General features: G+C 51.8%; 19 protein-coding genes and 4 tRNA genes. 20 read left to right on the top strand and 3 right to left on the bottom strand.

Translation table 11 applies throughout. The features are described from left to right. Positions 1 to 20 precede the first annotated feature (20 nt). The 9 genes from cmk to ACJJIM_RS13045 all read left to right on the top strand — a co-directional run bounded on the left by cmk (position 21) and on the right by ACJJIM_RS13045 (position 9077). Positions 21 to 710 carry a (d)CMP kinase gene (cmk, locus tag ACJJIM_RS13085; RefSeq protein ID WP_413662671.1) on the top strand — a complete coding sequence of 230 codons (690 nt, stop codon included), beginning with the start codon at positions 21 to 23 and terminating at the stop codon, positions 708 to 710. A gap of 168 nt (positions 711 to 878) precedes the next feature. Beyond that, positions 879 to 2558, top strand: a complete 1680-nt coding sequence (gene rpsA / locus ACJJIM_RS13080) for a 30S ribosomal protein S1 (protein WP_413662670.1) — start codon at positions 879 to 881, stop codon at positions 2556 to 2558. A 141-nt stretch (positions 2559 to 2699) separates the two neighbouring features. Continuing rightward, positions 2700 to 3008 carry an integration host factor subunit beta gene (ihfB, locus tag ACJJIM_RS13075; RefSeq protein WP_282932044.1) on the top strand — a complete coding sequence of 103 codons (309 nt, stop codon included), beginning with the start codon at positions 2700 to 2702 and terminating at the stop codon, positions 3006 to 3008. 93 nt (positions 3009 to 3101) lie between these two features. Further along, positions 3102 to 3410, top strand: coding sequence for a lipopolysaccharide assembly protein LapA domain-containing protein (locus tag ACJJIM_RS13070; RefSeq protein ID WP_413662669.1), 309 nt, complete (start codon positions 3102 to 3104; stop codon positions 3408 to 3410). 1 nt (position 3411) lies between these two features. Further along, the gene (gene lapB, locus ACJJIM_RS13065; RefSeq protein WP_413662668.1) at positions 3412 to 4605 is read left to right on the top strand and encodes a lipopolysaccharide assembly protein LapB; all 1194 of its coding nucleotides are present in this window, start codon (positions 3412 to 3414) and stop codon (positions 4603 to 4605) included. Positions 4606 to 4675: 70 nt separating this feature from the next. Continuing rightward, on the top strand, positions 4676 to 5383 hold the full coding sequence (gene pyrF / locus ACJJIM_RS13060) for an orotidine-5'-phosphate decarboxylase (RefSeq protein ID WP_444911170.1): 708 nt from the start codon (positions 4676 to 4678) through the stop codon (positions 5381 to 5383). A 141-nt stretch (positions 5384 to 5524) separates the two neighbouring features. Then, complete coding sequence (locus ACJJIM_RS13055) at positions 5525 to 5833, top strand: ComEA family DNA-binding protein (RefSeq protein WP_413662666.1); 309 nt, start codon at positions 5525 to 5527, stop codon at positions 5831 to 5833. 356 nt (positions 5834 to 6189) lie between these two features. Continuing rightward, positions 6190 to 7071: an MraY family glycosyltransferase gene (locus tag ACJJIM_RS13050; protein ID WP_413665880.1), complete on the top strand. Its 882-nt coding sequence runs from the start codon at positions 6190 to 6192 to the stop codon at positions 7069 to 7071. A 53-nt stretch (positions 7072 to 7124) separates the two neighbouring features. Then, positions 7125 to 9077, top strand: coding sequence for a polysaccharide biosynthesis protein (locus tag ACJJIM_RS13045; RefSeq protein WP_413662665.1), 1953 nt, complete (start codon positions 7125 to 7127; stop codon positions 9075 to 9077). 121 nt (positions 9078 to 9198) lie between these two features. On the opposite strand, the gene ACJJIM_RS13040 is transcribed toward ACJJIM_RS13045, so the two are convergent. Further along, positions 9199 to 9274 (bottom strand) — tRNA-Asn (locus ACJJIM_RS13040). 46 nt (positions 9275 to 9320) lie between these two features. Further along, positions 9321 to 9396, bottom strand: a tRNA-Asn gene (locus tag ACJJIM_RS13035). Between the two features lie 241 nt (positions 9397 to 9637). Here ACJJIM_RS13035 and uvrB point away from each other — a divergent pair. The 11 genes from uvrB (at position 9638) to ACJJIM_RS12980 (ending at position 19930) form a co-directional block, all read left to right on the top strand. Next, on the top strand, positions 9638 to 11647 hold the full coding sequence (gene uvrB, locus ACJJIM_RS13030) for an excinuclease ABC subunit UvrB (RefSeq protein WP_413662664.1): 2010 nt from the start codon (positions 9638 to 9640) through the stop codon (positions 11645 to 11647). A 176-nt stretch (positions 11648 to 11823) separates the two neighbouring features. Beyond that, positions 11824 to 11900 (top strand) — tRNA-Val (locus tag ACJJIM_RS13025). A gap of 110 nt (positions 11901 to 12010) precedes the next feature. After that, positions 12011 to 13939 carry a threonine--tRNA ligase gene (gene thrS, locus ACJJIM_RS13020; RefSeq protein WP_444911169.1) on the top strand — a complete coding sequence of 643 codons (1929 nt, stop codon included), beginning with the start codon at positions 12011 to 12013 and terminating at the stop codon, positions 13937 to 13939. Positions 13940 to 13960: 21 nt separating this feature from the next. Continuing rightward, a complete protein-coding gene (gene infC, locus ACJJIM_RS13015) occupies positions 13961 to 14506 on the top strand; it encodes a translation initiation factor IF-3 (RefSeq protein WP_444898242.1) in 546 nt (181 codons plus the stop codon). 146 nt (positions 14507 to 14652) lie between these two features. Continuing rightward, on the top strand, positions 14653 to 14847 hold the full coding sequence (gene rpmI, locus ACJJIM_RS13010) for a 50S ribosomal protein L35 (protein WP_020413351.1): 195 nt from the start codon (positions 14653 to 14655) through the stop codon (positions 14845 to 14847). Positions 14848 to 14883: 36 nt separating this feature from the next. Then, on the top strand, positions 14884 to 15243 hold the full coding sequence (rplT, locus tag ACJJIM_RS13005; protein ID WP_108733840.1) for a 50S ribosomal protein L20: 360 nt from the start codon (positions 14884 to 14886) through the stop codon (positions 15241 to 15243). A gap of 193 nt (positions 15244 to 15436) precedes the next feature. Next, positions 15437 to 16450, top strand: a complete 1014-nt coding sequence (pheS, locus tag ACJJIM_RS13000) for a phenylalanine--tRNA ligase subunit alpha (protein ID WP_282932052.1) — start codon at positions 15437 to 15439, stop codon at positions 16448 to 16450. A 129-nt stretch (positions 16451 to 16579) separates the two neighbouring features. Continuing rightward, a complete protein-coding gene (pheT, locus tag ACJJIM_RS12995) occupies positions 16580 to 18955 on the top strand; it encodes a phenylalanine--tRNA ligase subunit beta (RefSeq protein WP_413662663.1) in 2376 nt (791 codons plus the stop codon). 129 nt (positions 18956 to 19084) lie between these two features. Continuing rightward, entirely contained in the window at positions 19085 to 19390 is a 306-nt protein-coding gene (gene ihfA / locus ACJJIM_RS12990) for an integration host factor subunit alpha (protein WP_108733837.1), read from the top strand. Continuing rightward, the gene (locus ACJJIM_RS12985) at positions 19371 to 19739 is read left to right on the top strand and encodes a MerR family transcriptional regulator (protein WP_108733836.1); all 369 of its coding nucleotides are present in this window, start codon (positions 19371 to 19373) and stop codon (positions 19737 to 19739) included. Before ihfA ends, ACJJIM_RS12985 begins: the two co-directional genes overlap by 20 nt. A gap of 114 nt (positions 19740 to 19853) precedes the next feature. Then, a tRNA-Pro gene (locus ACJJIM_RS12980) sits at positions 19854 to 19930 on the top strand. A 297-nt stretch (positions 19931 to 20227) separates the two neighbouring features. On the opposite strand, the gene ACJJIM_RS12975 is transcribed toward ACJJIM_RS12980, so the two are convergent. Beyond that, on the bottom strand, positions 20228 to 20383 hold the full coding sequence (locus tag ACJJIM_RS12975) for a hypothetical protein (protein WP_413662662.1): 156 nt from the start codon (positions 20381 to 20383) through the stop codon (positions 20228 to 20230). Positions 20384 to 22280 lie beyond the last annotated feature (1897 nt).

The raw sequence follows: 22280 nt of genomic DNA, 5'->3' as shown, positions 1-22280 counted from the left end.
TGTTGAGTTGTATAGATAATATGAGTGATACAAACGGGTTGCCACCAGTAGTTACCATTGATGGTCCCAGTGGTTCGGGCAAGGGGACCATTGCAAAGCTTTTGGCTGATCGCCTGAAATTTTCCTTGTTGGACTCCGGGGCCCTTTATCGGGCTGCAGCTTTGGCCGCACTTAATAAGGAAGTTGACCTCTCCAATGACAAGTTGCTGACCGAATTGGCGAAAGATCTCGATGTGCGCTTTACCGTGAGTGCTGGTCAGTTGCAGGTGTGGCTGGAAGAGAGTGACGTCACCGCAGATATCCGTATGGAGCGGGTAAGCATGGCCGCTTCCAAGGTCGCGGCAATTCCCGGAGTGCGGGCAGCGCTGCTGCAGCGCCAGCGGGACTTCCGTCAAGCCCCCGGCTTGGTTGCCGATGGTCGGGATATGGGCACTACCGTGTTTCCCGACGCGCCGGTCAAGGTTTACCTAACCGCCAGCGCCGAGGAGCGCGCTAACAGGCGTTTCGCTCAGTTGCAGGAGAAGGGGGTTTCTGTTAGCCTCCGCGACCTGCTGGAGGACATCCGTGCCCGAGATGCACAGGATATGAACAGAAAAGCCTCCCCCCTGGCTCCCGCTGAGGATGCGGTTGAGCTGGATAGTACGGGGGTGGGTATCGATGAAGTCCTCCGAAAAGTGCTCGATTTGGTTCAGGACCGTATTTCACCCTGAAGTTCGGGCAGTAAATAGTTTTCTAACGACAGCGGCCGGGATCAGCCAGAATCGCCCGGCCGTTATCGTAATCCGACCCGCGTGCTGGCAGCGCGGTTGGGGTCGCGGCTGGCGGTTGACTAGACTTAACAGTTACCAACGGCTGGACCCAGCACTATAGGTAATGTAATGAGCGAGAGCTTTGCTGATCTATTTGAAGAGAGCCTGAAAAGCGTTGAAATGGCACCGGGCGCAATTGTTACTGGTGTTGTAATCGACGTAGATAAAGACTGGGTTACCGTTCACGCGGGCCTGAAGTCTGAAGGCGTTATCCCTGCTGCACAATTCGCCAACGATAAAGGTGAAGTTGAGCTGCAGGTGGGCGACGAAGTACAGGTTGCCCTGGAAGCTGTAGAAGACGGTTTCGGTGAAACCCGTCTGTCCCGCGAAAAAGCCAAGCGCGCTGAAGCCTGGAAAATCCTCGACGCAGCTCACGCAGCTGACGAAGTGGTTAAAGGTGTTATCAGCGGTAAGGTTAAAGGTGGCTTTACTGTTGATGTTGCCAATATCCGTGCGTTCCTGCCCGGCTCTCTGGTTGACGTTCGTCCGGTTCGCGACACTGCGCACCTGGAAGGTAAAGAGCTCGAGTTCAAAGTTATCAAGCTGGACTCCAAGCGCAACAACGTAGTTGTTTCCCGCCGCGCCGTTATGGAAGCTGCCACCTCCGAAGAGCGTGAAGCTCTGCTGGAAAGCCTGCAGGAAGGCATGAGCGTCAAGGGTATCGTGAAGAACCTGACCGACTACGGTGCTTTCGTAGACCTGGGCGGTATCGACGGCCTGCTGCACATCACCGATATGGCTTGGAAGCGCATCAAGCACCCGAGCGAGATCGTGAACGTTGGCGACGAGATCGAAGTAAAAGTACTGAAGTTCGACCGCGAGCGCAGCCGTGTATCCCTTGGCCTGAAGCAGTTGGGCGAAGATCCTTGGGTATCCATCAAGCAGCGTTACCCAGAGAACAGCCGCGTGAAGGCGGTTGTAACCAACCTGACCGACTACGGCTGCTTTGCCGAGCTGGAAGAAGGTGTGGAAGGTCTGGTACACGTTTCCGAAATGGATTGGACCAACAAGAACATTCACCCGTCCAAAGTTGTCCAGGTTGGCGACGAGGTAGAGGTGATGATCCTGGATATCGACGAAGAGCGTCGTCGTATCTCCCTGGGTATCAAGCAGTGCCAGGAAAATCCGTGGGATGCCTTCGCGCGTAAATTCGCTAAGGGCGACAAGATTTCCGGTAAGATCAAGTCCATCACTGACTTCGGTATCTTCATTGGTCTCGACGGCAGCATCGACGGTCTGGTTCACCTGTCCGACATCTCCTGGAACGAAGCTGGCGAAGAAGCTGTTCGCAAGTTCAAGAAAGGCGACGAAATCGAGACTGTTATCCTGGGCATCGATTCCGAGCGTGAGCGTATCTCCCTGGGTATCAAGCAGTTGGAGTCCGATCCGTTCTCCGACTACGTTACCACCAGCGATCGCGGCAGCATCGTTGTAGGTACTGTTAAGGAAGTTGACGCTAAGCAAGCAGTAATCACCCTGGCGGACGAAGTAGAAGGCGTGCTGCGCGCTTCTGAAATCAGCCGCGACAAGGTTGAAGATGCTCGCAACGTCCTGAAAGAAGGCGAAGAAGTAGAAGCTAAGATCACCAGCGTGGATCGCAAGAACCGCGTGATCAGCCTGTCTATCAAAGCCAAAGACCAGGACGACGAGAAGCAAGCTATCAAGGATCACAGCAAGAAGCAGTCTGAACAAGTTCAGCCCGCTACTATCGGTGACCTGATCAAGGCTCAAATGAATAACAAAGACTAATCGTCTTTGAGTGTTCATAGCTCCAAATGGATCATTTGGAGCGACCCGAAAGCCGGACTGGGGTTGCCCAGTCCGGCTTTCTATTAGATGATTGGTGCTCTACTCCAGAATAATCAATGACTTACAAAGGTTGCGGAGCGCATGACCAAGTCCGAACTGATCGAAAGGATTGCGTTGAGGTTGGATCAGCTGCCAGTTAAGGATGTAGAGCTGGCGGTAAAAGTGGTGCTCGACACCATGTCAGATGCCCTGTCCCAGGGTGAGCGTATAGAGATACGCGGCTTTGGTAGCTTTTCTCTTCACTATCGAGCCCCGCGTACGGGCCGGAATCCCAAAACTGGGGACGCGGTTGATCTCGCCGGGAAATATGTCCCGCATTTCAAGCCTGGCAAAGAGTTGCGCGACAGAGTGAATCGAAGTATGCACGATGAGGCGAGTATCGAAGTATGATTAGACTCCCTGGCAGCAGTGTGAATACTGCCATTAATCGGGGTGAGCTTCGTCGTTAATCGATAAAGTTTTTTGTGGAACGTGGAGGTTCCCTTGTCATTTTTGCGTTGGCTGACACGCATCGTCTATGGGGTCGTCGCCCTGCTTTGCATCGCTTTGGGGATTTATTTCGCAGTTGCCAATCCGGAGACTATCAAGCCAAATATTGTGGGCTATCAACTGCCGGCGGGAAGTGTAGGCTTTTGGTTGATTGGTTTCTTGTTGCTGGGGTTATTGCTGGGTTTTGTCGTTAGTCTGCAGCCTGTTTATGCCAAGCGTCGTCAAGTGCGGTCGCTCGAGAAGCAATTGAAGAAAATGGAGCGGGAATTACACACCGCCCACCGCAAGGCTTCTGGAGACTGATTTGCTCGATTTTACCTATTTCTTTTTCCTGCTTGCGGCAATCGCGATCGGCTGGGTGCTGGGGCGAGGCAGCGCCAAAAAGAAAGTGGCGGATTATAGTGAGCAAGAGCATGCGCTGGTGAGGTCTTACGCCCAGGGCTTAAATTATTTATTGAGTGAGCGCCACGACGATACCATCGATAAATTTATTGACTCTCTGGAAGTAAGTCAGGCTACTTTTGACACCCACCTGGCTCTTGGAAGTCTGTTACGCCGAAGAGGAGAGTACGATCAGGCGATTCGAGTCCATCAAAATTTACTCGGGCGCCCGAGCTTGTCCAGGGTTAGTCAAAACAAAGCTCAACTTGAACTTGCCTGTGACTATATTTCTGCTGGCTGGCTGGATAGAGCTGAACGTCTGCTACAAGAGCTGGTTGAGACCTCTCAGGAGTTAAAGGCTGTTAGCCTGGAGCGTCTGATTGAAGTCTACCGGGATGAAAGGGAATGGGCTAAAGCGATCCATGCTGTAAACCTGTTGCATGGTCGACGGTTCAAGCGCCTCTCGGCTGACTGGGCCCCGGTTCAGGCTCATTTTTGCTGCGAATTGGCAGAGGAGTCAATAGCGGCAAAGGATTACCTAAGTGCGAGGAAGCATATCGATTCTGCCTTGAGTTATGAGCGCAGCTCAGTGCGGGCAAATTTGCTGTGGGGTCGCCTCGAATATCTGCTTGGCAAGCCGAGAGAGGCCATTAAGGTTTTACAGCGGATCCCCAAGCAGAGTCCGGACTATATTCCAGAAATCCTTGAGTTGTTGATTACTTGTTATGGGGATTTAGGGGATGGCAAGGGGTTGGATCGCTATCTTGAATCCCTTTTGAAAGAGCACCCCTCTAATAGCGTATTGATTGCCCTGACTGAGCGTATTCAGCAGCAGGATAGTGAGGCTGCAGCGGCTGCATTTATGGGGAAGCAGCTGGCGCTGCGTCCGTCTTTGAGGGGATTGGGACGCTTTCTCGATCTGCATATAGATAGTACAGAGGGTAGGGCGAGAGAGAATCTCTCCCTACTCAAGACATTAATCGACCAGCTTATAGCGAGCCGCCCTCACTACCGGTGTAGCAATTGCGGGTTTTCGGGCAATCAGTTGCACTGGTTGTGTCCGAGCTGCAAGCACTGGGATTCAGTACGCTCCGTTAAGGGGATTGAGGGCGAGTAAAGTAATGACTGTCCTGTACATTGGGCTGACGGCCTGGTCGGGACGGCTTTTGAAATAAATGAGGTTTTTCTTGCAGTCTAAAGTTTCTTCTCCGGTTATCGTTGCTCTGGATTACGACAATGCTGAGTCTGCACTGGCAATGGCAGATCAGCTCGATCCGTCGCTGTGTCGGGTCAAGGTTGGTAAGGAGCTGTTTACTGCCGCTGGTCCAGACTTGGTGAAAACTCTGGTTGACCGGGGCTTCCAGGTATTTCTGGATCTTAAATTTCACGATATCCCCAATACTGTTGCGAAGGCCGTTAAAGCTGCTGCGAAATTGGGGGTATGGATGGTTAACGTTCATGCAAGTGGCGGTGAGCGGATGATGTCGGCTGCCGCCGAGGCCCTGCGGGAATTTGGTGAAGATAAGCCTTTATTAATTGCGGTTACCGTACTTACCAGCACAACTGCAGAGGAGCTGGCTGCGGTTGGTGTGGCTACTCCGTTGGAAAAGCAGGTGTTGCACCTGGCTTCTCAAGCTAAATCCTGCGGTCTCGACGGTGTAGTCTGCTCCGCGCGGGAGGCCCAACTGCTGCGCAGTGAATGCGGAGCCGATTTCTCCCTGGTGACGCCGGGAATTCGCCCCGCAGGTTCTGATGCTGGGGATCAGCGACGCACTTTGACGCCCGCTGAAGCTTTGGCGCAAGGTTCTGATTACTTGGTTGTGGGTCGCCCCATCACTGCGGCTCCTGAACCTCTAGCGGCCCTAAAGTCAGTACTGGCTGAACTGGCAGATTAGGGTGGTTGCCTTGCTTCGCAACTTGTAATGATGTGTAATTAGGCCTGAGCCGACAGAGAGTCGCCGGTTGATATTATGGTGTTGCTTGGGGGAGGTAATTGTAGTCCCAAAGTGAAACTGATAATTCACTGGGAGTTGACCATGAAATTGACCTACCGATTGTTTTCTGTTGTTTTTGCACTAGCTGTTTTGCTCTTTCTGAACCCCTCTACATATGCAGGGGAGCTAGAGAGTGTTGATGCCAAGGAAGTTGTGCTGTCAGTTAATGTTAATAGTGCTTCAGCCATTGAGCTTGCTGATAAGCTGGATGGCATTGGCGAGGCGCGAGCGCAACTGATAGTTGAGTATCGTGAAGAGCACGGCCCGTTCACATCTGTAGAGCAGTTGTTGAATATCAAAGGTATAGGTGCGACAACCCTGGATAAGAACAGGGGTATAATTCGGCTCTAAAGATTTACGGGTCCCGACTGGTAGGTCCATAGTGGCCTCCTGTCGGGGTTTTAAGTTGATAGACAAGAGAGTCGCGATAGATGAGCCCCCTTGGTGCCGTTCAACTGCTTTCCCCGGTAAGATGTAATGCTTGGATTGCATCAGTCACAAAACCTCGTAATTTATTGTGTTCTACCCCCCGCTCCGATCTTCCTTTAATCATTCATGAATGTTCTCTGCTTGGGCGACCTCTAGGGTTTTTCTTTAGGGGTGTATAGAAATTGTAATTGATTGCGGTGCAAATATTTGTCTGTGTTAAGAGTGGCTGGAGGGATTGGCTTGCGTGAAAGTGATAAGGGGTTGGTTAGTTGAGTAGTGTGGCTTGGGAGTGGGTAATCCCACTATTGCTTGCTGTGGTGACAAGCTATGGTGCTACATCGGTGTTTATTGTGCGAATGCGCAATTTTGCGCTCGATATGCCAAATAATCGCTCTATGCACTCGGTGCCGGTTCCTCGTACTGGTGGGTGGGCTTTCCTGCTTGGTTGCTTGGTCGCGGTAGTTGCTGGCCCGCTTGATTTGTCTCCATTGGTGTTGAGTGCATTCGCGTTACTGTTAGCTGTGTCCGCGCTAGATGACTTGAGGAGTGTGGCGATACATTTTCGCTTTTCAGCCCATCTTCTGGCAGTAGCCTTGCTGTTATTTGCGTTACCGGAAAGGTTGGACTGGTGGCTTTACCCGATATTTGTTTTGGCTGGAGCCTGGACCGTCAATCTTTACAACTTTATGGATGGGATGGATGGCTTGGCTGGGTCAATGACTCTCGTCGGCTTTTCTTCTCTGGGGTTGGTTTGCGCTTTAAATGGAGATGCTGAGCTAGCTTGGCTCTGTGCACTACTGGCTGTATGCGCGTCTGTTTTTTTGATCTTCAATTGGCCTTCGGCGAAGATTTTTTTAGGTGATGCCGGCTCAACAGGTATAGGTTTGGCGGTGGTTGCTGTCAGTTTATATGGTTGGCAGCGGGGGGCGTTTGAGCTTTGGGTGCCGGTGATTATATTTGCACCTTTTTGGCTGGATGCTACTTGCACGTTATTAAAGCGAATGTTGAGTGGTCAGCGTTGGTGGGAGGCTCATCGTGAGCACTTTTATCAAAGATATGCAATTCGAGTCGGAGTAAAAAAAGCACTCGTTGTGCAGTTGGGTGTGATGGCGCTCTGCTCTTCGGTGGTATTAGCAGTTGCTGTATTTCAGAAGGTCTGAGTAGCCTCTACAGAGGATGGTTTTTTGTTTGTAGGTAGATTCCGGGGAGTCATGTGATAAGAGTTTGGCGAAGCGTAAAGAGAATCCACAAGCCGGTATTGATGTTGGCGTTTGATATGCTGATGTTAAGTTTGGCCTTTTTTCTTGCTATGGCTATCCGTCTCAATGGCGTCGCACAATTTCTTGAGTGGCGGATGTTTGCCTGCCTGGCGTTAACACTGGTCGCTACGAGTTTTATTTTTCTTCGGTTGGGTTTGTACCGGACAATTATCCGGTACATGGGGCAAAAAGCTATTATTGCGGTTCTGCAGGGGGTGACCCTGTCTGCAGTGATGTTGGCACTTTTTTCATACTTGACTACGGCAGGGGTTCCTCGCTCTGTCCCTGTGATCTACTGGTGCTTTGCGTTTATTGCCGTGGGTGGGTCCCGCTGGTTGGTCCGCCTTTACTATCAGGCAGCACTTGAGATTCATAAAACCCGGGTGGCCATTTATGGTGCTGGTACTGCGGGCCTGCAAATGTATAAGGCGTTGGTCCACGGGCAGCTATATAAGCCCGTTGCTTTTTTTGATGATAACGCCTCCAAACAAAAGACATTTATTGATGGGCTGCTTGTGTATAACCCTGCAGACATTCTTGAAGTGGTTGCAGGTAAAGATATTGCAGAAGTTATTTTGGCTATGCCGGGAGTGCCCCGGCGGCGCCGTAGAGAGATAACCAAGGCGCTTAGAGAGCGAGGCCTGGTGGTAAAGGCGATTCCCGGAGTGGAGGAGCTGCTTGACGGTGTGGGACGGGCAGAGGATGTTTCGCAGACTTATGAGAATATTCTGGGGCGTGCTTCTGTTGAGCCTCAGAAGGAGCTCGTTTCTGGCTCCATCAGCGGCAAGGTGGTTTTGGTCACTGGTGCTGGCGGGTCTATTGGGTCAGAGTTGTGCAGGCAGATATCGCAATGGAAGCCTGCCAGGCTGGTTGTTGTCGAGTCCTCTGAATATGCCCTCTATCAGATAGAGCGCGAGTTGAGACAGCAGCATCAGGATGACGGGGTCCAGTTTGAAGTAACCGCGCTGCTTGGCGATGTGCGTAACACTGAGCGTATGGCGGAAATTATTCAGGGCTTCTCCGTGCATACAATTTACCATGCGGCCGCATACAAGCATGTGCCATTAGTTGAGCAGAACGTTGTTATTGGTGCCGACAATAATGTTCTGGGCACCCTCTCTGTGCTTGAGGCTGCGGAGCAGTGTGGGGTTGAGCAGTTTGTGCTTATCTCTACTGATAAGGCTGTCCGGCCAACTAATGTTATGGGGGCCACTAAAAGATTTGCTGAGCTGATTTGTCAGGATTTTGGTCGCCGCTTCAACAAGATGCGTGTGTGCATGGTTAGGTTTGGTAATGTTATCGGCTCTTCCGGCTCGGTAATTCCCTTGTTCACGGATCAGATCAATGCCGGCGGTCCGGTAACTGTGACCCACTCAAAAGTAACCCGTTACTTTATGACGATTCCCGAGGCGGCTCAGCTGGTATTGCAGGCTGGGAGTATGGGGCGCAATGGGGATGTATTTGTTCTCGATATGGGTGAACCGGTTCGCATCTACGATCTGGCTGAGCGCTTGATTCGTTTGATGGGGCACACGGTAAGGGATGAAGAAAACCCTGATGGTGATATTGAGATTCAGCTCACAGGGTTGCGTCCTGGGGAGAAGTTGTACGAAGAATTGTTGTTGGGGGATAACGTGCTGGGCACGGACCACCCAATGATTATGCGCGCCGAAGAGGAGCGTCTGGATAGCGAGGCTTTGCAGCTTCTGGTTTCAGAGCTCAGGGATGCGTGCGGCTCTCATGATTGCGAGCAGGTCCGCAGGATTCTATGTCGGGCAGTAAAAGGCTATTCACCCAAGCAGGGGCTGGTCGATGTTGTTTGGTCGAGGCAGGGGCAGGTACGTAAGGCGAGTGGAGGGGCGACTGTGGAGAGGTTGCCTTTAGCTGGGGAGGTTGGCTCCCGCTAGTGTATATTTTGGGCGGCTAACTAATACGGTTGGCCGCTATCTCACAATCTCCATATAGATTAAAAATATTTGAGCAGAAAAGAAAAAGCCCGGATAGATGGAATCTATCCGGGCTTTTGTTTGGCTCCGCCTGCTGGGCTCGAACCAGCGACCCAATGATTAACAGTCATTTGCTCTACCAACTGAGCTAAGGCGGAATTTAATCTAATTTATAGAGCGCAAATTAAGCTGCGCTTTGAAATTTGGCTCCGCCTGCTGGGCTCGAACCAGCGACCCAATGATTAACAGTCATTTGCTCTACCAACTGAGCTAAGGCGGAATATCTTTTCGGCTGTGCCGTTGAGATGGCGCGTATATTATAGAGCACTTCCGAACAGGTCAACCCCTTTTTTCATCTTTAACTAATTGATTTGTCAGGAAATTATTTTTTGGGGTCATACGCAAAATGCCGCAGGTCAGAGTTGGGAAGGGTAGGACGCTATTCTCTTGTAATTGTGGGTCGTATGACGACAGCCTACAATCCTGTGTTGCATGAATGATTAAGCGGTTGGGGGAAGTGTATGGAGTCGCGACCTTTTAAGGTGGAATCCAAGTATCAGCCAGCGGGCGATCAGCCTCTGGCGATAGAGCAGTTGTCAGAAGGAATTGATGATGGTTTGAGCCATCAAACGCTGCTAGGTGTTACCGGTTCGGGTAAGACCTTCACTATGGCGAATATTATTGAGCGCCTGCAGCGGCCGGCCATTGTGATGGCTCACAATAAAACGCTGGCGGCTCAGCTCTACGGGGAGTTTAAAGAGTTTTTCCCCAAGAATGCCGTGGAGTATTTTGTCTCTTACTACGACTACTACCAGCCGGAGGCTTACGTTCCCTCTTCGGACACCTTTATCGAAAAGGATGCATCCGTAAACGAGCATATCGAGCAGATGCGCCTCTCGGCCACCAAGGCACTTATTGAGCGGCGCGATGTGGTTGTGGTCGCCACAGTTTCGGCAATTTACGGTTTGGGTGACCCCGACAAATATTTGAAGATGGTCCTGCATCTGGATCGCGGCGATCTCGTTGACCAACGCACTATCCTCAGGCGCCTGGCTGAACTGCAATACACCCGCAATGATGCAGATTTCCGTCGCGCTACTTACCGGGTGCGCGGCGATATTATCGATATCTACCCGGCAGACTCCGATTTGGAAGCGGTGCGCCTGTCTCTTTTTGATGAAGAGATCGAAGAGATCACCATATTTGACCCTCTCACTGGAGAGCAGATCAGGAAGGTGCCCCGGGTCACTATCTTCCCCAAGAGTCACTATGTGACGCCGCGAGAGACCATCGTCAGTGCTATCGATGAAATCAAAGATGAGCTGCGAGGGCGCCTCGAGCAACTGCGTGGAAACAACAAGCTGGTCGAAGCGCAGCGGCTAGATCAGCGTACCCGCTACGATGTGGAGATGATGCAGGAGCTTGGCTACTGCAATGGCGTAGAGAACTATTCCCGCTACCTCTCCGGTCGCGGTATTGGTCAGCCGCCGCCCACGCTTTTTGATTACCTGCCCAATGATGCACTGTTATTTATCGATGAGAGTCACGTGACAGTGCCGCAAATCGGCGGTATGTATCGTGGAGACCGGTCGCGCAAGGAAACTTTGGTGGAGTATGGCTTTCGTCTGCCATCGGCCCTGGACAATCGTCCTCTCAAGTTTGAAGAGTGGGAGGGGTTGGCACCCCAGACGGTTTTTGTGTCCGCAACCCCAGGGGCCTATGAGCAAGAGAATGCGGGGCAAGTGGTCGAGCAGGTGGTTCGCCCGACAGGGTTGGTGGACCCGGAAGTCGAAGTTCGCCCAGCATTGACCCAGGTAGATGATGCCCTGTCTGAAATTCACCGTTGTGTGGATGCCGATCAGCGAGTACTGATTACCGTATTGACCAAGCGGATGGCGGAAGACCTGACTGAATATCTCTCCGAAAGTGGTGTTCGTGTCCGCTACTTACACTCCGATATTGATACTGTCGAGAGGGTGGAGATTATCCGGGACCTGCGTATCGGTGAGTTTGACGTGCTAGTTGGCATTAACTTGCTGCGAGAAGGCCTGGATATGCCAGAAGTTGCCCTGGTGGCAATTTTCGATGCAGATAAGGAGGGCTTCCTCCGTTCCGATCGCTCGCTGATCCAGACCATTGGGCGGGCTGCGCGAAACCTGGAGGGGAGGGCGATTCTCTACGCGGACAAAGTCACCGGCTCTATGGAGCGAGCACTCGAAGAGACTCGTCGCCGCCGCGAGAAGCAGCTGGCCTTTAACGAGGAGCACGGCATTACCCCCAAGGGTATTCGCAAGAGTGTGGCGGATATTCTGGAGGGGGCGGTGGCCCCCGGTGTGCCCAAGAAAGGGCGCCGCAAAGTTGCCGAGGGTAAAGGTGAGTACAAGGTGGATGTCGAGGCCCTTACCGATAAGCAGCGCTGGGCCCGAATTGCCGAGCTGGAAGAGCAAATGTACCAGCATGCGAAGAACCTGGAATTTGAAGCGGCAGCAAAATTGCGCGATGAGATTACCCACTTAAAAGGTGTGGAATAATCCTTGCTGAAGGGCGGGACTTGGATCTACATTTTGATAGTCCCGCACTGCCTTGTTGGTGCTTGGTCGCTCTTAAAAAATTTCACACAAAAGTTCAGTAAGTTGTTGAAAACACTGAAAAGCGGTGCTAAAGTTCGCGCTATTCACAGCACAGGGTTCCCCCGCTGTAGAGCTTTAGACCCGTAGCTCAGTTGGTTAGAGCGCTGCCTTGACATGGCAGAGGTCGGCGGTTCAAATCCGCCCGGGTCTACCACCTTTCAAAAGGATGGATTGCCCATCCCGATCAAGAGTTCCATGAAAAAATTCATGGATAGTTTCATGCGGTCTTTGGTAGGGATCGCCACTGAGAACAAAGGATAAACAATGCCCGTTGTTACTCTCCCCGATGGTTCCCGTCGAGAATTTTCTGCTCCGGTTTCCGTACACGATGTAGCCGCTGATATCGGCCCAGGTTTGGCAAAAGCCGCACTTGCTGGCGTTGTAGACGGCAAGGAAGTCGATACCAGTTACGTTATTGATACCGACGTAAATCTGGCAATTATTACTGATCGTCAGCCCGAAGGCTTGGAGGTGATCCGTCACTCCACAGCGCACTTGCTGGCACAAGCGGTTAAACAGCTGTACCCCACAGCCCAGGTCACCATTGGCCCGGTTATCGAAAACGGCTTCTATTACGACTTTGCCTACGAGCGTCAGTTTACGCCAGAAGATCTCGAGAAGATCGAAGAGCGTATGGAAGTGCTGGCCAAAGAAGACATCACTGTCAGCCGCCGCCTGATGCCGCGCAAAGAAGCGGTGAAATATTTCCGCGAAATGGGCGAAGAGTACAAGGCTGAGATTATCGACAGCATCCCCAGTGATGAAGATATTTCTCTCTACCGCCAGGGCGACTTTGAAGACTTGTGTCGCGGTCCCCACGTACCTTCCACTGGCAGGTTGAAAGCGTTCAAACTGACCAAAGTGGCCGGTGCCTACTGGCGTGGCGATTCCAACAATGAAATGTTGACCCGTGTTTACGGCACTGCCTGGGCCAACAAAAAAGAATTGAAAGCTTACCTGCGTCGTATCGAAGAGGCAGAAAAGCGCGATCACCGCAAGCTGGCGAAGAAATTTGACCTTTTCCATATCCAGGAAGAGGCGCCCGGTATGGTGTTCTGGCACCCGAACGGCTGGACCATTTACAGCACTATCGAGCAGTACATGCGTCGCCGCCAGCGCGAATTCGGCTACAAAGAAATCAAGACTCCACAGCTGGTAGATTTCAGCCTGTGGCGCAAATCCGGTCACGCCGATAAGTTTGGCGATGACATGTTCACCCTGACCAGTGAAGAGCGTCAGTTCGCCATTAAACCGATGAACTGTCCTTGTCACGTACAGGTATTCAATCAGGGCCTGCGCAGCTACCGCGACCTGCCGTTGCGTCTGGCGGAGTTTGGCTCCTGTCACCGCAGCGAACCCTCCGGTTCCCTGCACGGCCTGATGCGCGTGCGCGGCTTTGTACAGGATGATGGCCATATCTTCTGTAGCGAAGATCAGATCCAGTCAGAAGTTTCTGACTTTATGGATCTGCTGCACTCCGTTTATAAGGATTTCGGTTTCCAGGATGTTATCTACCGTCTCTCCACTCGCCCGGAGAAGCGCGTAGGTTCCGATGAGAGCTGGGATAAGGCTGAGAAAGCCCTGGCCGACGCACTGGATGCCGCTGGCCTGCCGTGGGAAGAGCTGCCGGGTGAAGGCGCCTTCTACGGACCGAAGATCGAATTCTCCCTGAAAGACTGTCTCGGCCGTGTATGGCAGTGCGGTACTATTCAGGTGGACTTCTCCATGCCGGGCCGCCTGGATGCCCAGTTTGTAGCGGAAGATGGCTCGCGCCAGTCCCCGGTAATGCTGCACCGCGCAGCCCTGGGTTCCTTCGAGCGCTTTATCGGAATCCTGATTGAGCACTACGAAGGCGCGTTCCCCACCTGGCTCGCGCCGCAGCAGGTGGCGATCATGAATATCACCGATCGCCAGGCCGAATATTGTCGCAATTTGCAAGATCGTTTGGGTGAGCTGCAATACCGCGCCACAGCTGACTTGAGAAACGAGAAGATCGGCTTTAAAATCCGCGAGCACACGCTTCAGCGTGTTCCTTATCTATTGGTAATTGGCGATAAGGAAGTAGAAAGTCAAGCCGTGGCAGTACGTACCCGTAGCGGTGAGGATCTTGGTACAATGACGTATGAGTCATTCCTCGAGATCCTCGAGCAAGACGTGAATCGTCGCGGTCGTTTGACAGAAGATAATGCATAACAACTTGGCAACTGGGAGACCATAGCTATTAAACGAGACACTAAGGGACGGTCCAAAAAGGCCCGCATAAACGATCAGATTGAAGCGTCAGAAATCCGCCTGATAGGCGCTGATGGCGAACAGGTAGGCATTGTCTCCCTGGATGAAGCGCTGGAAGCTGCACAGAAAGCTAGCTTGGATCTCGTTGAAATTGCCTCGGACTCCACGCCGATAGTCTGTAAGATCATGGACTACGGCAAGCACGTATTCGAAGCTAAAAAAGCTAAGAATGCCGCCAAGAAGAAGCAGAAGCAGCAGCAGATCAAGGAAATGAAATTCCGCCCGGGCACCGATGTCGGTGACTATCAGATCAAGCTGCGCAACCTGGCCCGCTTCCTGGAAGCGGGTGACAAGGCCAAAGTATCCCTGCGTTTCCGTGGCCGCGAAATGGCTCACCAAGAGCTGGGCATGGAAATGATGCAGCGCATCGAAAAGGACCTTGAAGAGCTGGGCACCGTAGAGCAGCGACCGAAAATGGAAGGTCGTCAAATGCTGATGGTGATTGCTCCGCTCAAAAAGAAAAAGTGAGGTTTGGGGAAGTCATTCCCGGGATCTCCTTTGAGAAGTGGTTGGGCGACGGCTGCCTCCCCACTCTCGCAGTGCCGGTAACTTCGGTTGTCGGCAGTTACTAAAGGTGCCTGTTTTACAGGCGAATATTAACTTTGGAGTACAAAATGCCGAAAGCAAAGACTCACAGTGGCGCTGCCAAGCGCTTCAAGAAGACGGCTGCGGGCTACAAGCACAAGCACGCTAACAAGAGCCACATCCTCACCAAGATGACCACCAAGCGCAAGCGTCAGCTGCGTGGCACCCAGACTATGAACAAGTCTGATGCTGGACTGGTCGATCGTATGCTGCGCGCCAAGTAATTGGCCCAAATCGCAAAGGTTTAAGAGGATAGAAGTATGGCCCGTGTAAAACGTGGTGTAGAGGCGCGTCGTCGTCACAAGAAGATTCTGAAGCAGGCTAAAGGTTACTACGGTGCGCGTTCACGCGTATTCCGCGTTGCCAAGCAGGCAGTAATTAAAGCTGGTCAGTACGCATACCGTGACCGTCGCGTTAAAAAGCGTAACTTCCGCGCTCTGTGGATTACTCGTATTAACGCCCAGTCCCGTGCTGAAGGCCTGAGCTACAGCCGCCTGATCGCAGGTCTGAAAAAAGCGGACATCGCACTGGATCGCCGTGTACTGGCTGATCTGGCTGTTTACGATAAAGTCGCTTTTGCTGCCGTAGTTGAAAAAGCTAAGGCAGCCCTGGCAGCGTAAGCTGTCACTTCAGTTGTAAAACTGAATACTCAAAATAGGGAAGGGCTGTAGTGGCCCTTCCCTATTTTTTTATGGAGTTTCCGCTATTTTTTACCGGTGGCGGTGCCTGGGGAAATTCCCTCCGGTACAGAAAGTACCGGCCGAACAAAGCAGAAAAAATTAATCGAAGTTGGATTCAAACGGGAACAGTTCGATGCAAGATTTGCAGTCCCTCACCGAGCAGGCTATGGAGCTGGTGGAAAAGGCCGATGGCCTCGCCGCACTGGATCAGGTGCGTGTTGATTACCTGGGTAAAAAGGGCCAGCTGACGGCGCTGCTGAAAGGCCTGGGCAAGCTGTCGGCTGAGGAGCGTCCGGCGGCGGGTGCCAAGATCAACGAAGCCAAGCAGCAGGTTCAGGAAAAAATTAACGCGCGCCGCACTATGCTGGAGCAGGCCGCCATCAATGCGAAGTTGGCCGAAGAGACCATAGATGTCACTTTGCCGGGGCGCGGCGAAGAGCAGGGCAATGCCCACCCCATTACGCGCACCTTAAAGCGCGTGGAAGAATTCTTTGCGAGCATTGGCTTCTCTGTTGAGAACGGCCCGGAAGTCGAACAGGACTACTACAACTTCGAAGCGTTGAATATTCCCGCGCACCACCCCGCGCGCGCGATGCACGACACCTTCTACGTGGACCCCACTACCGTACTGAGAACCCACACCTCCTCAGTGCAGATCCGCACCATGGAGAAAAAATCTCCACCGCTGCGCATTATCTGCCCGGGCCGCGTATACCGCTGCGACTCCGATGTCACCCACTCGCCCATGTTCCACCAGGTAGAAGGCCTGGTAATCGGCGAGAACATCAGCTTCGCCCACCTGAAAGGCACCATCGACCAATTCCTGCGTGCCTTCTTCGAAGCGGAAGTACCGGTGCGTTTCCGTCCGTCTTACTTCCCGTTCACCGAGCCCTCCGCAGAAGCGGACATCCAGTGTACCGCCTGTTCCGGTGAAGGCTGCCGCGTATGTTCCGGCACCGGCTGGCTGGAAATTCTCGGCTGCGGCATGGTGCACCCGAACGTCTTCGCCGCCTGCGATATCGACAGCGAAAAATACTCCGGCTTTGCCTTCGGTATCGGTATCGAGCGCCTCGCCATGCTGCGCTACGGCGTAAACGACCTGCGCTTGTTCTTCGATAACGATCTGCGCTTCTTGAAACAGTTCTAAGCCAAGTGGCAGCGCGAATGGCAATGGCCCTTCGCAACAGCAGTCGAATTGTGGAGGCCTGGGAGGCGAAATAGCCCCAGGCGAAATGCGCACCAAGTTGCGCTGACGGAATACAGAAAGAGATCAACTATGAAAATCAGCAACTCCTGGTTGCGGGAATGGGTAAACCCGGAACTCACCACGCAGGAACTGGCCGATCAAATCACCATGGCCGGCCTGGAAGTGGACGGTATAGAAAAAGTTGCGGGCGATTTCTCCGGAGTGGTTGTCGGTGAGATTGTCGCCTGTGAACAGCACCCGGATGCGGACAAGCTGCGCGTGTGTAAAGTGGCAGGGCACCCCGACGGTGAAATGCAGGTTGTGTGCGGTGCTCCCAATGCGCGCACCGGAATCAAAATTCCTTTTGCCCTGGTAGGCGCCAAGCTGCCGGGCGATTTTAAAATCAAGAAAGCCAAGCTCCGTGGTGTAGAGAGCTTCGGTATGCTCTGCGCACAGACCGAACTGGAACTGGGCGAAGACAATGACGGTATCTGGGAACTGCCAGAAGACGCACCCACCGGTACCGATCTGCGCGAATACTTGCAGCTGGACGACGAGACCATCGAAGTGGATCTCACCCCGAACCGTTCCGACTGCCTCGGTGTTGCCGGTATCGCTCGCGAAGTGGGTGTACTGAATCGCTGCGCCGTTCAGGGCCCGGAAGTTGCTCCGGTACCCCAGCAGATCGACGAGAGCATGCCCGTATCCCTGCTGGCCGAAGCCGCCTGCCCGCGCTACGTAGGTCGTGTGATTCGCAATATCGATATCAAAGCGGTAACACCTCTGTGGATGCAAGAGCGCCTGCGTCGCAGCGGCCTGCGCAGTATCGACCCGGTAGTGGACGTAACCAACTACGTTCTGCTGGAACTGGGCCAACCCATGCACGCCTTCGACCTGGAGAAACTCTCCGGCGGCATCAAAGTGCGTATGGCGGAAGCCGGTGAAGAGCTGACCCTGCTGGACGGCCAGGAAGTCAAACTGAAAGAGGGCACCCTGGTAATTGCCGATGAGGAAAAACCTCTGGCGATGGCCGGCATTATGGGTGGCCTGGATTCCTCCGTGACCGCAGGCACACAGCATATCTTCCTGGAGAGCGCCTTCTTTAGCCCGCTGGCCATTGCCGGCAAGGCTCGCTCTTATGGCCTCCACACCGACTCCTCCCACCGTTTCGAACGCGGCGTGGACTACCACCTGCAAGAGAAAGCGGTAGAGCGCGCTACCCAGTTGCTGCTGGATATCGTCGGCGGTGAACCCGGCCCGGTACACGTGCGCGAGTTGACCGAAATTATGCCCGCCGAGCGCCACATTACCCTGCGCCGTGCCAAGGTAGAGTTAGGCCTGGGTATCAAACTGGCCGATGACGAAATCGTTGATATCCTCACCCGCCTGGGCCTGGAAAAAATCGACCAGAACGACGAAGGCTGGACCTTCCTCGCCCCCAGCTTCCGTTTCGATATCGCCATCGAAGCAGACTTGCTGGAAGAGCTGGCCCGTGTATACGGCTACAACCGTATTCCCAGTGAAAGCTTTACTGCCGAACTGGAAATCGCCCCGCGCCCGGAGAGTACCATTGCCCAGGACAACCTGGAGCAAACCCTGCTGAGCCGCGGTTACTACGAAGCGATTACCTTCAGCTTTATCGATAGCGACAGCGCCGCGCTGTTTGATCCGGAAGCCGATCCGGTGGCCCTGCAAAACCCGATCAGCGCCGAGCTGGCGGTTATGCGCACCACCTTATTGCCGGGCCTGTGCAAAGCGTTGCAGTACAACCTGAATCGCCAGCAAAACCGCGTGCGCCTGTTTGAAACCGGCCTGCGCTTTGTACCGGGTGCCGAATTGCACCAGGAGCAAATGATTGCCGGTCTCGCCTACGGCAGCCGTTACGCAGAAAACTGGACTGGCAGCAAAGACGCAGTGGATTTCTTCGACGTGAAAGCCGATGTAGAAGCTCTGTTGGCTCGCACCGGTGTAGCCGATGAGTTCCGCTTTGTTGCTGGCCAGCACCCCGCGCTGCACCCCGGCCAAACCGCCAAGATTATGCGCGGCGACCGCGAAGTAGGGGTTATCGGAGCCCTGCACCCGCAGCTGCAGAAGAAGTTGGACCTGTCCAAGCCCGCGTTCGTATTTGAACTGAGCCTGGAAGCGATCGGCGAGGGCAAAACCCCCGCTTTCCGTCCGCTGTCCAAGTTCCCGGAAGTGCGCCGCGATCTGGCCCTGTTGATTGATGCAGAGGTTCCTGCCGCCAGCCTGGTGGAAACTGCTGTCGAAGTTGCAGGTGAAACCTTGACGGACCTCAAGATATTTGATGTCTACCAGGGCAAAGGTATTGATTTAAATAGAAAAAGTGTCGCTTTGGGGTTGACGTTTCAGCATTCGTCACGCACCCTTAATGACGACGAAATCAATGCCGCTGTAGATGCGGTGGTCGGAAAACTAGAAGAAAAATATAACGCTAGTCTGCGCTAGTAGAGCATGATGCTCTCGGGTGCAGGCTGAATTGCACCCCGAGAGCGTCTGCTACCGGGTTGAAAGCCGCCGCGGTTTGGGCCGCTTCCGATCTGGAGTCGACGCCTCTGAATCAATTGGTAGGATCCAATGACAGAGGCACTGACCAAGGCCGGGCTCGCCGAGAAACTGTACGAAGAGCTGGGCTTTAACAAGCGCGAAGCGAAAGAGATCGTCGAATATTTCTTCGAGGAGATCCGCAATGCGTTGGAAAGTAACGAGCAGGTCAAGCTCTCCGGCTTTGGCAATTTCGACCTGCGCGATAAAAGCCAGCGTCCCGGTCGCAATCCCAAGACCGGCGAGGAAATCCCCATCTCGGCCCGCAGGGTAGTCACTTTTAAACCCGGGCAAAAACTCAAGACACGAGTAGAAGAGCATGCTGGAACCGAGCAATAACGCTCAGCTGCCTGCAATCCCCGGTAAGCGCTATTTCACCATTGGTGAAGTGAGTGAACTGTGCGCCGTTAAACCCCATGTCCTGCGTTACTGGGAGCAGGAATTCCCCCAGCTGAAACCCGTCAAACGTCGCGGCAACCGCCGTTACTACCAGCACCAAGATGTCATCATGATCCGCCAGATCCGTGCGCTCCTGTACGAAGAGGGCTATACCATTGGTGGAGCCCGCCAGCAGATCGAAACCGGCAGCGAGCGGGCAGAGGTGGTACAGCTACAGCAAGTACTACCCGAAGTGATCGCAGAACTAAAGGACGTGGTGGCCCTGCTGGAGGGGAAAAATAATTTATAAAAAACTATAAACCTGGGCTTGCAATCCAGCCGCACTCAGGTATGATTCACGCCACATCGAGACACGATGTCTTTAAAAATCAATCACTTAGCGAAGTGAGCGATTTTTCAAAATCGGAGCGTAGCGCAGCCTGGTAGCGCACCACACTGGGGGTGTGGTGGTCGTCGGTTCAAATCCGGCCGCTCCGACCATATATATAGTTGCATTGCAACGGCCAAGAAACCCGCTTTTTAGCGGGTTTTTTTTGTGTCCAAAATAAAGTCAATTAATAGATGGGTCTCCTTACTGGCCCGCACCTATTCTGGGGTTACTTAGCTGTTGTATTGCTGGGAGTCTTCAATAATCAAGGATCTTGGGCGACACCAGCGGCACAATATCGCAGCGCAGATTTTTGAGCGCGCTAGGCAAGTCTCCTGGTGCCAATCGGGATAGCGGTGTATGGGCTAGATTGCGGTGTTATGTCCTTGGGTATAGTGCACAGCTTGTTGCTATTCACAGCGAGCGGCATGGCTCTCCTCCAGTTGCTCGACTCGGCTTCCCACTTTGTTAGGGTTGTTATCCTCCTCTGCAGCGTTATTCAGTTGTGCGATATCTAATTTCTTCTGGTGCAGGGTGATATGTCTCTCACTATTGAAGTACTCCAAAAAATGATATCAGTATGGGCACCCTCGATATTGTTTAGATTGCGCCCCTCTGTGGAGACGGCAAAATAAAAAGTCACCATATCCGCGCATAAATAGTTTGTTGTCTTCACTGCGTTGCAGTTGTTGAGGCCAAGCACTTATTGCCGGCGGCTAGCAAGTTGAGCTCAATAGAACCGAGGTTCCTCTGTTTGTTAAATTCGCTTTATTGGAATTTCCCTTTGGTCGGTGCGATATGGTTTCTTGTGTAACGATTAGATATAGAAGATGTAGATTTAGTGTTGATATTTTTAGGTGTTCTTCCCTATTGATGGTGTGAAATTAGGAGGCTTTGCTCAATTAATAGTATTTTGCGAGGTGGTATTTAGGCACTGAGTTGAAGTGGAGGTATGGGATTTTTGTGTGGCTTGCTGTACAAGTGCTCTATCCTAGGGCTTTTGCCTTAGTGCTAAGTTCAGTTTTTTGGAAGTTATAGTTATTAAATTCCAAATTGACGCAATAAATTGGGGTGAGCTATATTTTTGTTAGAGGTTGGGGAGTTTTAGGGTATTTACGAGTTTTTTGGGGTGTAAAAATTATTTATTTAACAGAATGATACGCTGTGGATCTAAAGGCGGGAACTAATAATAGATTATAGTATTGCATAACGCTGTATCTTAGCGATCGTAATTTGCAATCGAGATCTTTATCAATTCTCCGTCACGGCACTTGGTTTTTGTTGTGTGGATAGATGGATGTTGGGTGAAAAATATACAGCTGTACGCTCTATAACAAAGATCAGCAGTTGCTGCTTCTATTTCTGGATGAAACTTAGTAGCTCATTGATGCTTAAAGAATTTCAAGAGTGATATAAAAAAGAAAAAATACAAAATTATAAAGACGCTTCATTTAATTGAGTGTTAGATTTTGTCAGCAGTGGAGTGCATGGCTTTTGAATTATACAGAGTCTTAAATGTATATATACAGAATAGAAATAAAAAATTATAGAGGTCTGTGAAATTTTTTCTAAAACGAAGATGATGGTCTAGTATTTTTTGTGTTACTGCGAAGCATTGTTTCTGCTCGCAAGCACGGGTGGTTGCGGTCGAAAGTCTCATTTGATGGTAAGGAATTTTATCGCATCTACTATCCCTTTCAGTCGCAACTTAACGCCCAAACAGTTTAATAGGCTCTGCTTAAGTAGAGACAAAAAAGTCTGGAGAAGCTGGTTATGATTTACCGTTCTACTTGGCTAAAATCTAACAAGGCGCGGGACGATTCCCTGCTAAAAACTCAGGGGTCGTTGGCTAGTCGTTAAGCATCAATATACTAACTTTATAGTTCCAAAATATGTCAGGTATAAATGATGGTTAGTGTGAATATACAGCCTTTACCATGAATGGTGATAATGAGTATTTTGTAATAGACGAAATTTCAGATTGTATAGTTGTTGTCGCAGTAGGGGTAGACGAAAAAAATTTAGTGGGACATTTCTGTTCGAGGTGTTATCAGAAAGGGAATTATTCGGAAAAGTGGGATGAATTCAAAAGAGCGGTAGAGGCGATGCTTCAAAATAAGTGTGGGATAATAGCGTCGCCGTGGCCATATCAAAAGGTGGTCGATACTATTCGTCCTCAAATCTTTTCTGAAACTGACGATGTGATTTGAAGGAATGGTAATTCAAAATATGACCTTCGTGTGAATTTTTCCCTTAGCATCATTTTTAATGATAGGAATAATAGGGGGGGTGTATTTCATGGCGCAATGAGGGCACGATTTAGGACACCCAGACATCATCATCAACCTACTACAGGCAAGATCAGCTAACTAAATAGGGAGGGGATTACCTAATCAATATACGCCTTACTTCATAAGGCTCTAGATATGCTGTAAAGCTCAAATGGTTTCAGTCTTATAAGTG

The organism is Microbulbifer maximicatervae (SeqCode), from assembly GCF_052467615.1.
The sequence above is the reverse complement of the archived record's forward strand: the minus strand, read 5'-3'. Positions and strand labels throughout refer to the sequence as shown.

Bases quoted from the DNA above. Each gene is read 5' to 3' on its own strand.
- cmk (WP_413662671.1), top strand. From the start codon at position 21: ATGAGTGATACAAACGGGTTGCCACCAGTAGTTACCATTGATGGTCCC.
- rpsA (WP_413662670.1), top strand. From the start codon at position 879: ATGAGCGAGAGCTTTGCTGATCTATTTGAAGAGAGCCTGAAAAGCGTT.
- ihfB (WP_282932044.1), top strand. From the start codon at position 2,700: ATGACCAAGTCCGAACTGATCGAAAGGATTGCGTTGAGGTTGGATCAG.
- ACJJIM_RS13055 (WP_413662666.1), top strand. From the start codon at position 5,525: ATGAAATTGACCTACCGATTGTTTTCTGTTGTTTTTGCACTAGCTGTT.
- uvrB (WP_413662664.1), top strand. From the start codon at position 9,638: ATGGAGTCGCGACCTTTTAAGGTGGAATCCAAGTATCAGCCAGCGGGC.
- thrS (WP_444911169.1), top strand. From the start codon at position 12,011: ATGCCCGTTGTTACTCTCCCCGATGGTTCCCGTCGAGAATTTTCTGCT.
- rpmI (WP_020413351.1), top strand. From the start codon at position 14,653: ATGCCGAAAGCAAAGACTCACAGTGGCGCTGCCAAGCGCTTCAAGAAG.
- rplT (WP_108733840.1), top strand. From the start codon at position 14,884: ATGGCCCGTGTAAAACGTGGTGTAGAGGCGCGTCGTCGTCACAAGAAG.
- pheS (WP_282932052.1), top strand. From the start codon at position 15,437: ATGCAAGATTTGCAGTCCCTCACCGAGCAGGCTATGGAGCTGGTGGAA.
- pheT (WP_413662663.1), top strand. From the start codon at position 16,580: ATGAAAATCAGCAACTCCTGGTTGCGGGAATGGGTAAACCCGGAACTC.
- ihfA (WP_108733837.1), top strand. From the start codon at position 19,085: ATGACAGAGGCACTGACCAAGGCCGGGCTCGCCGAGAAACTGTACGAA.
- ACJJIM_RS12985 (WP_108733836.1), top strand. From the start codon at position 19,371: ATGCTGGAACCGAGCAATAACGCTCAGCTGCCTGCAATCCCCGGTAAG.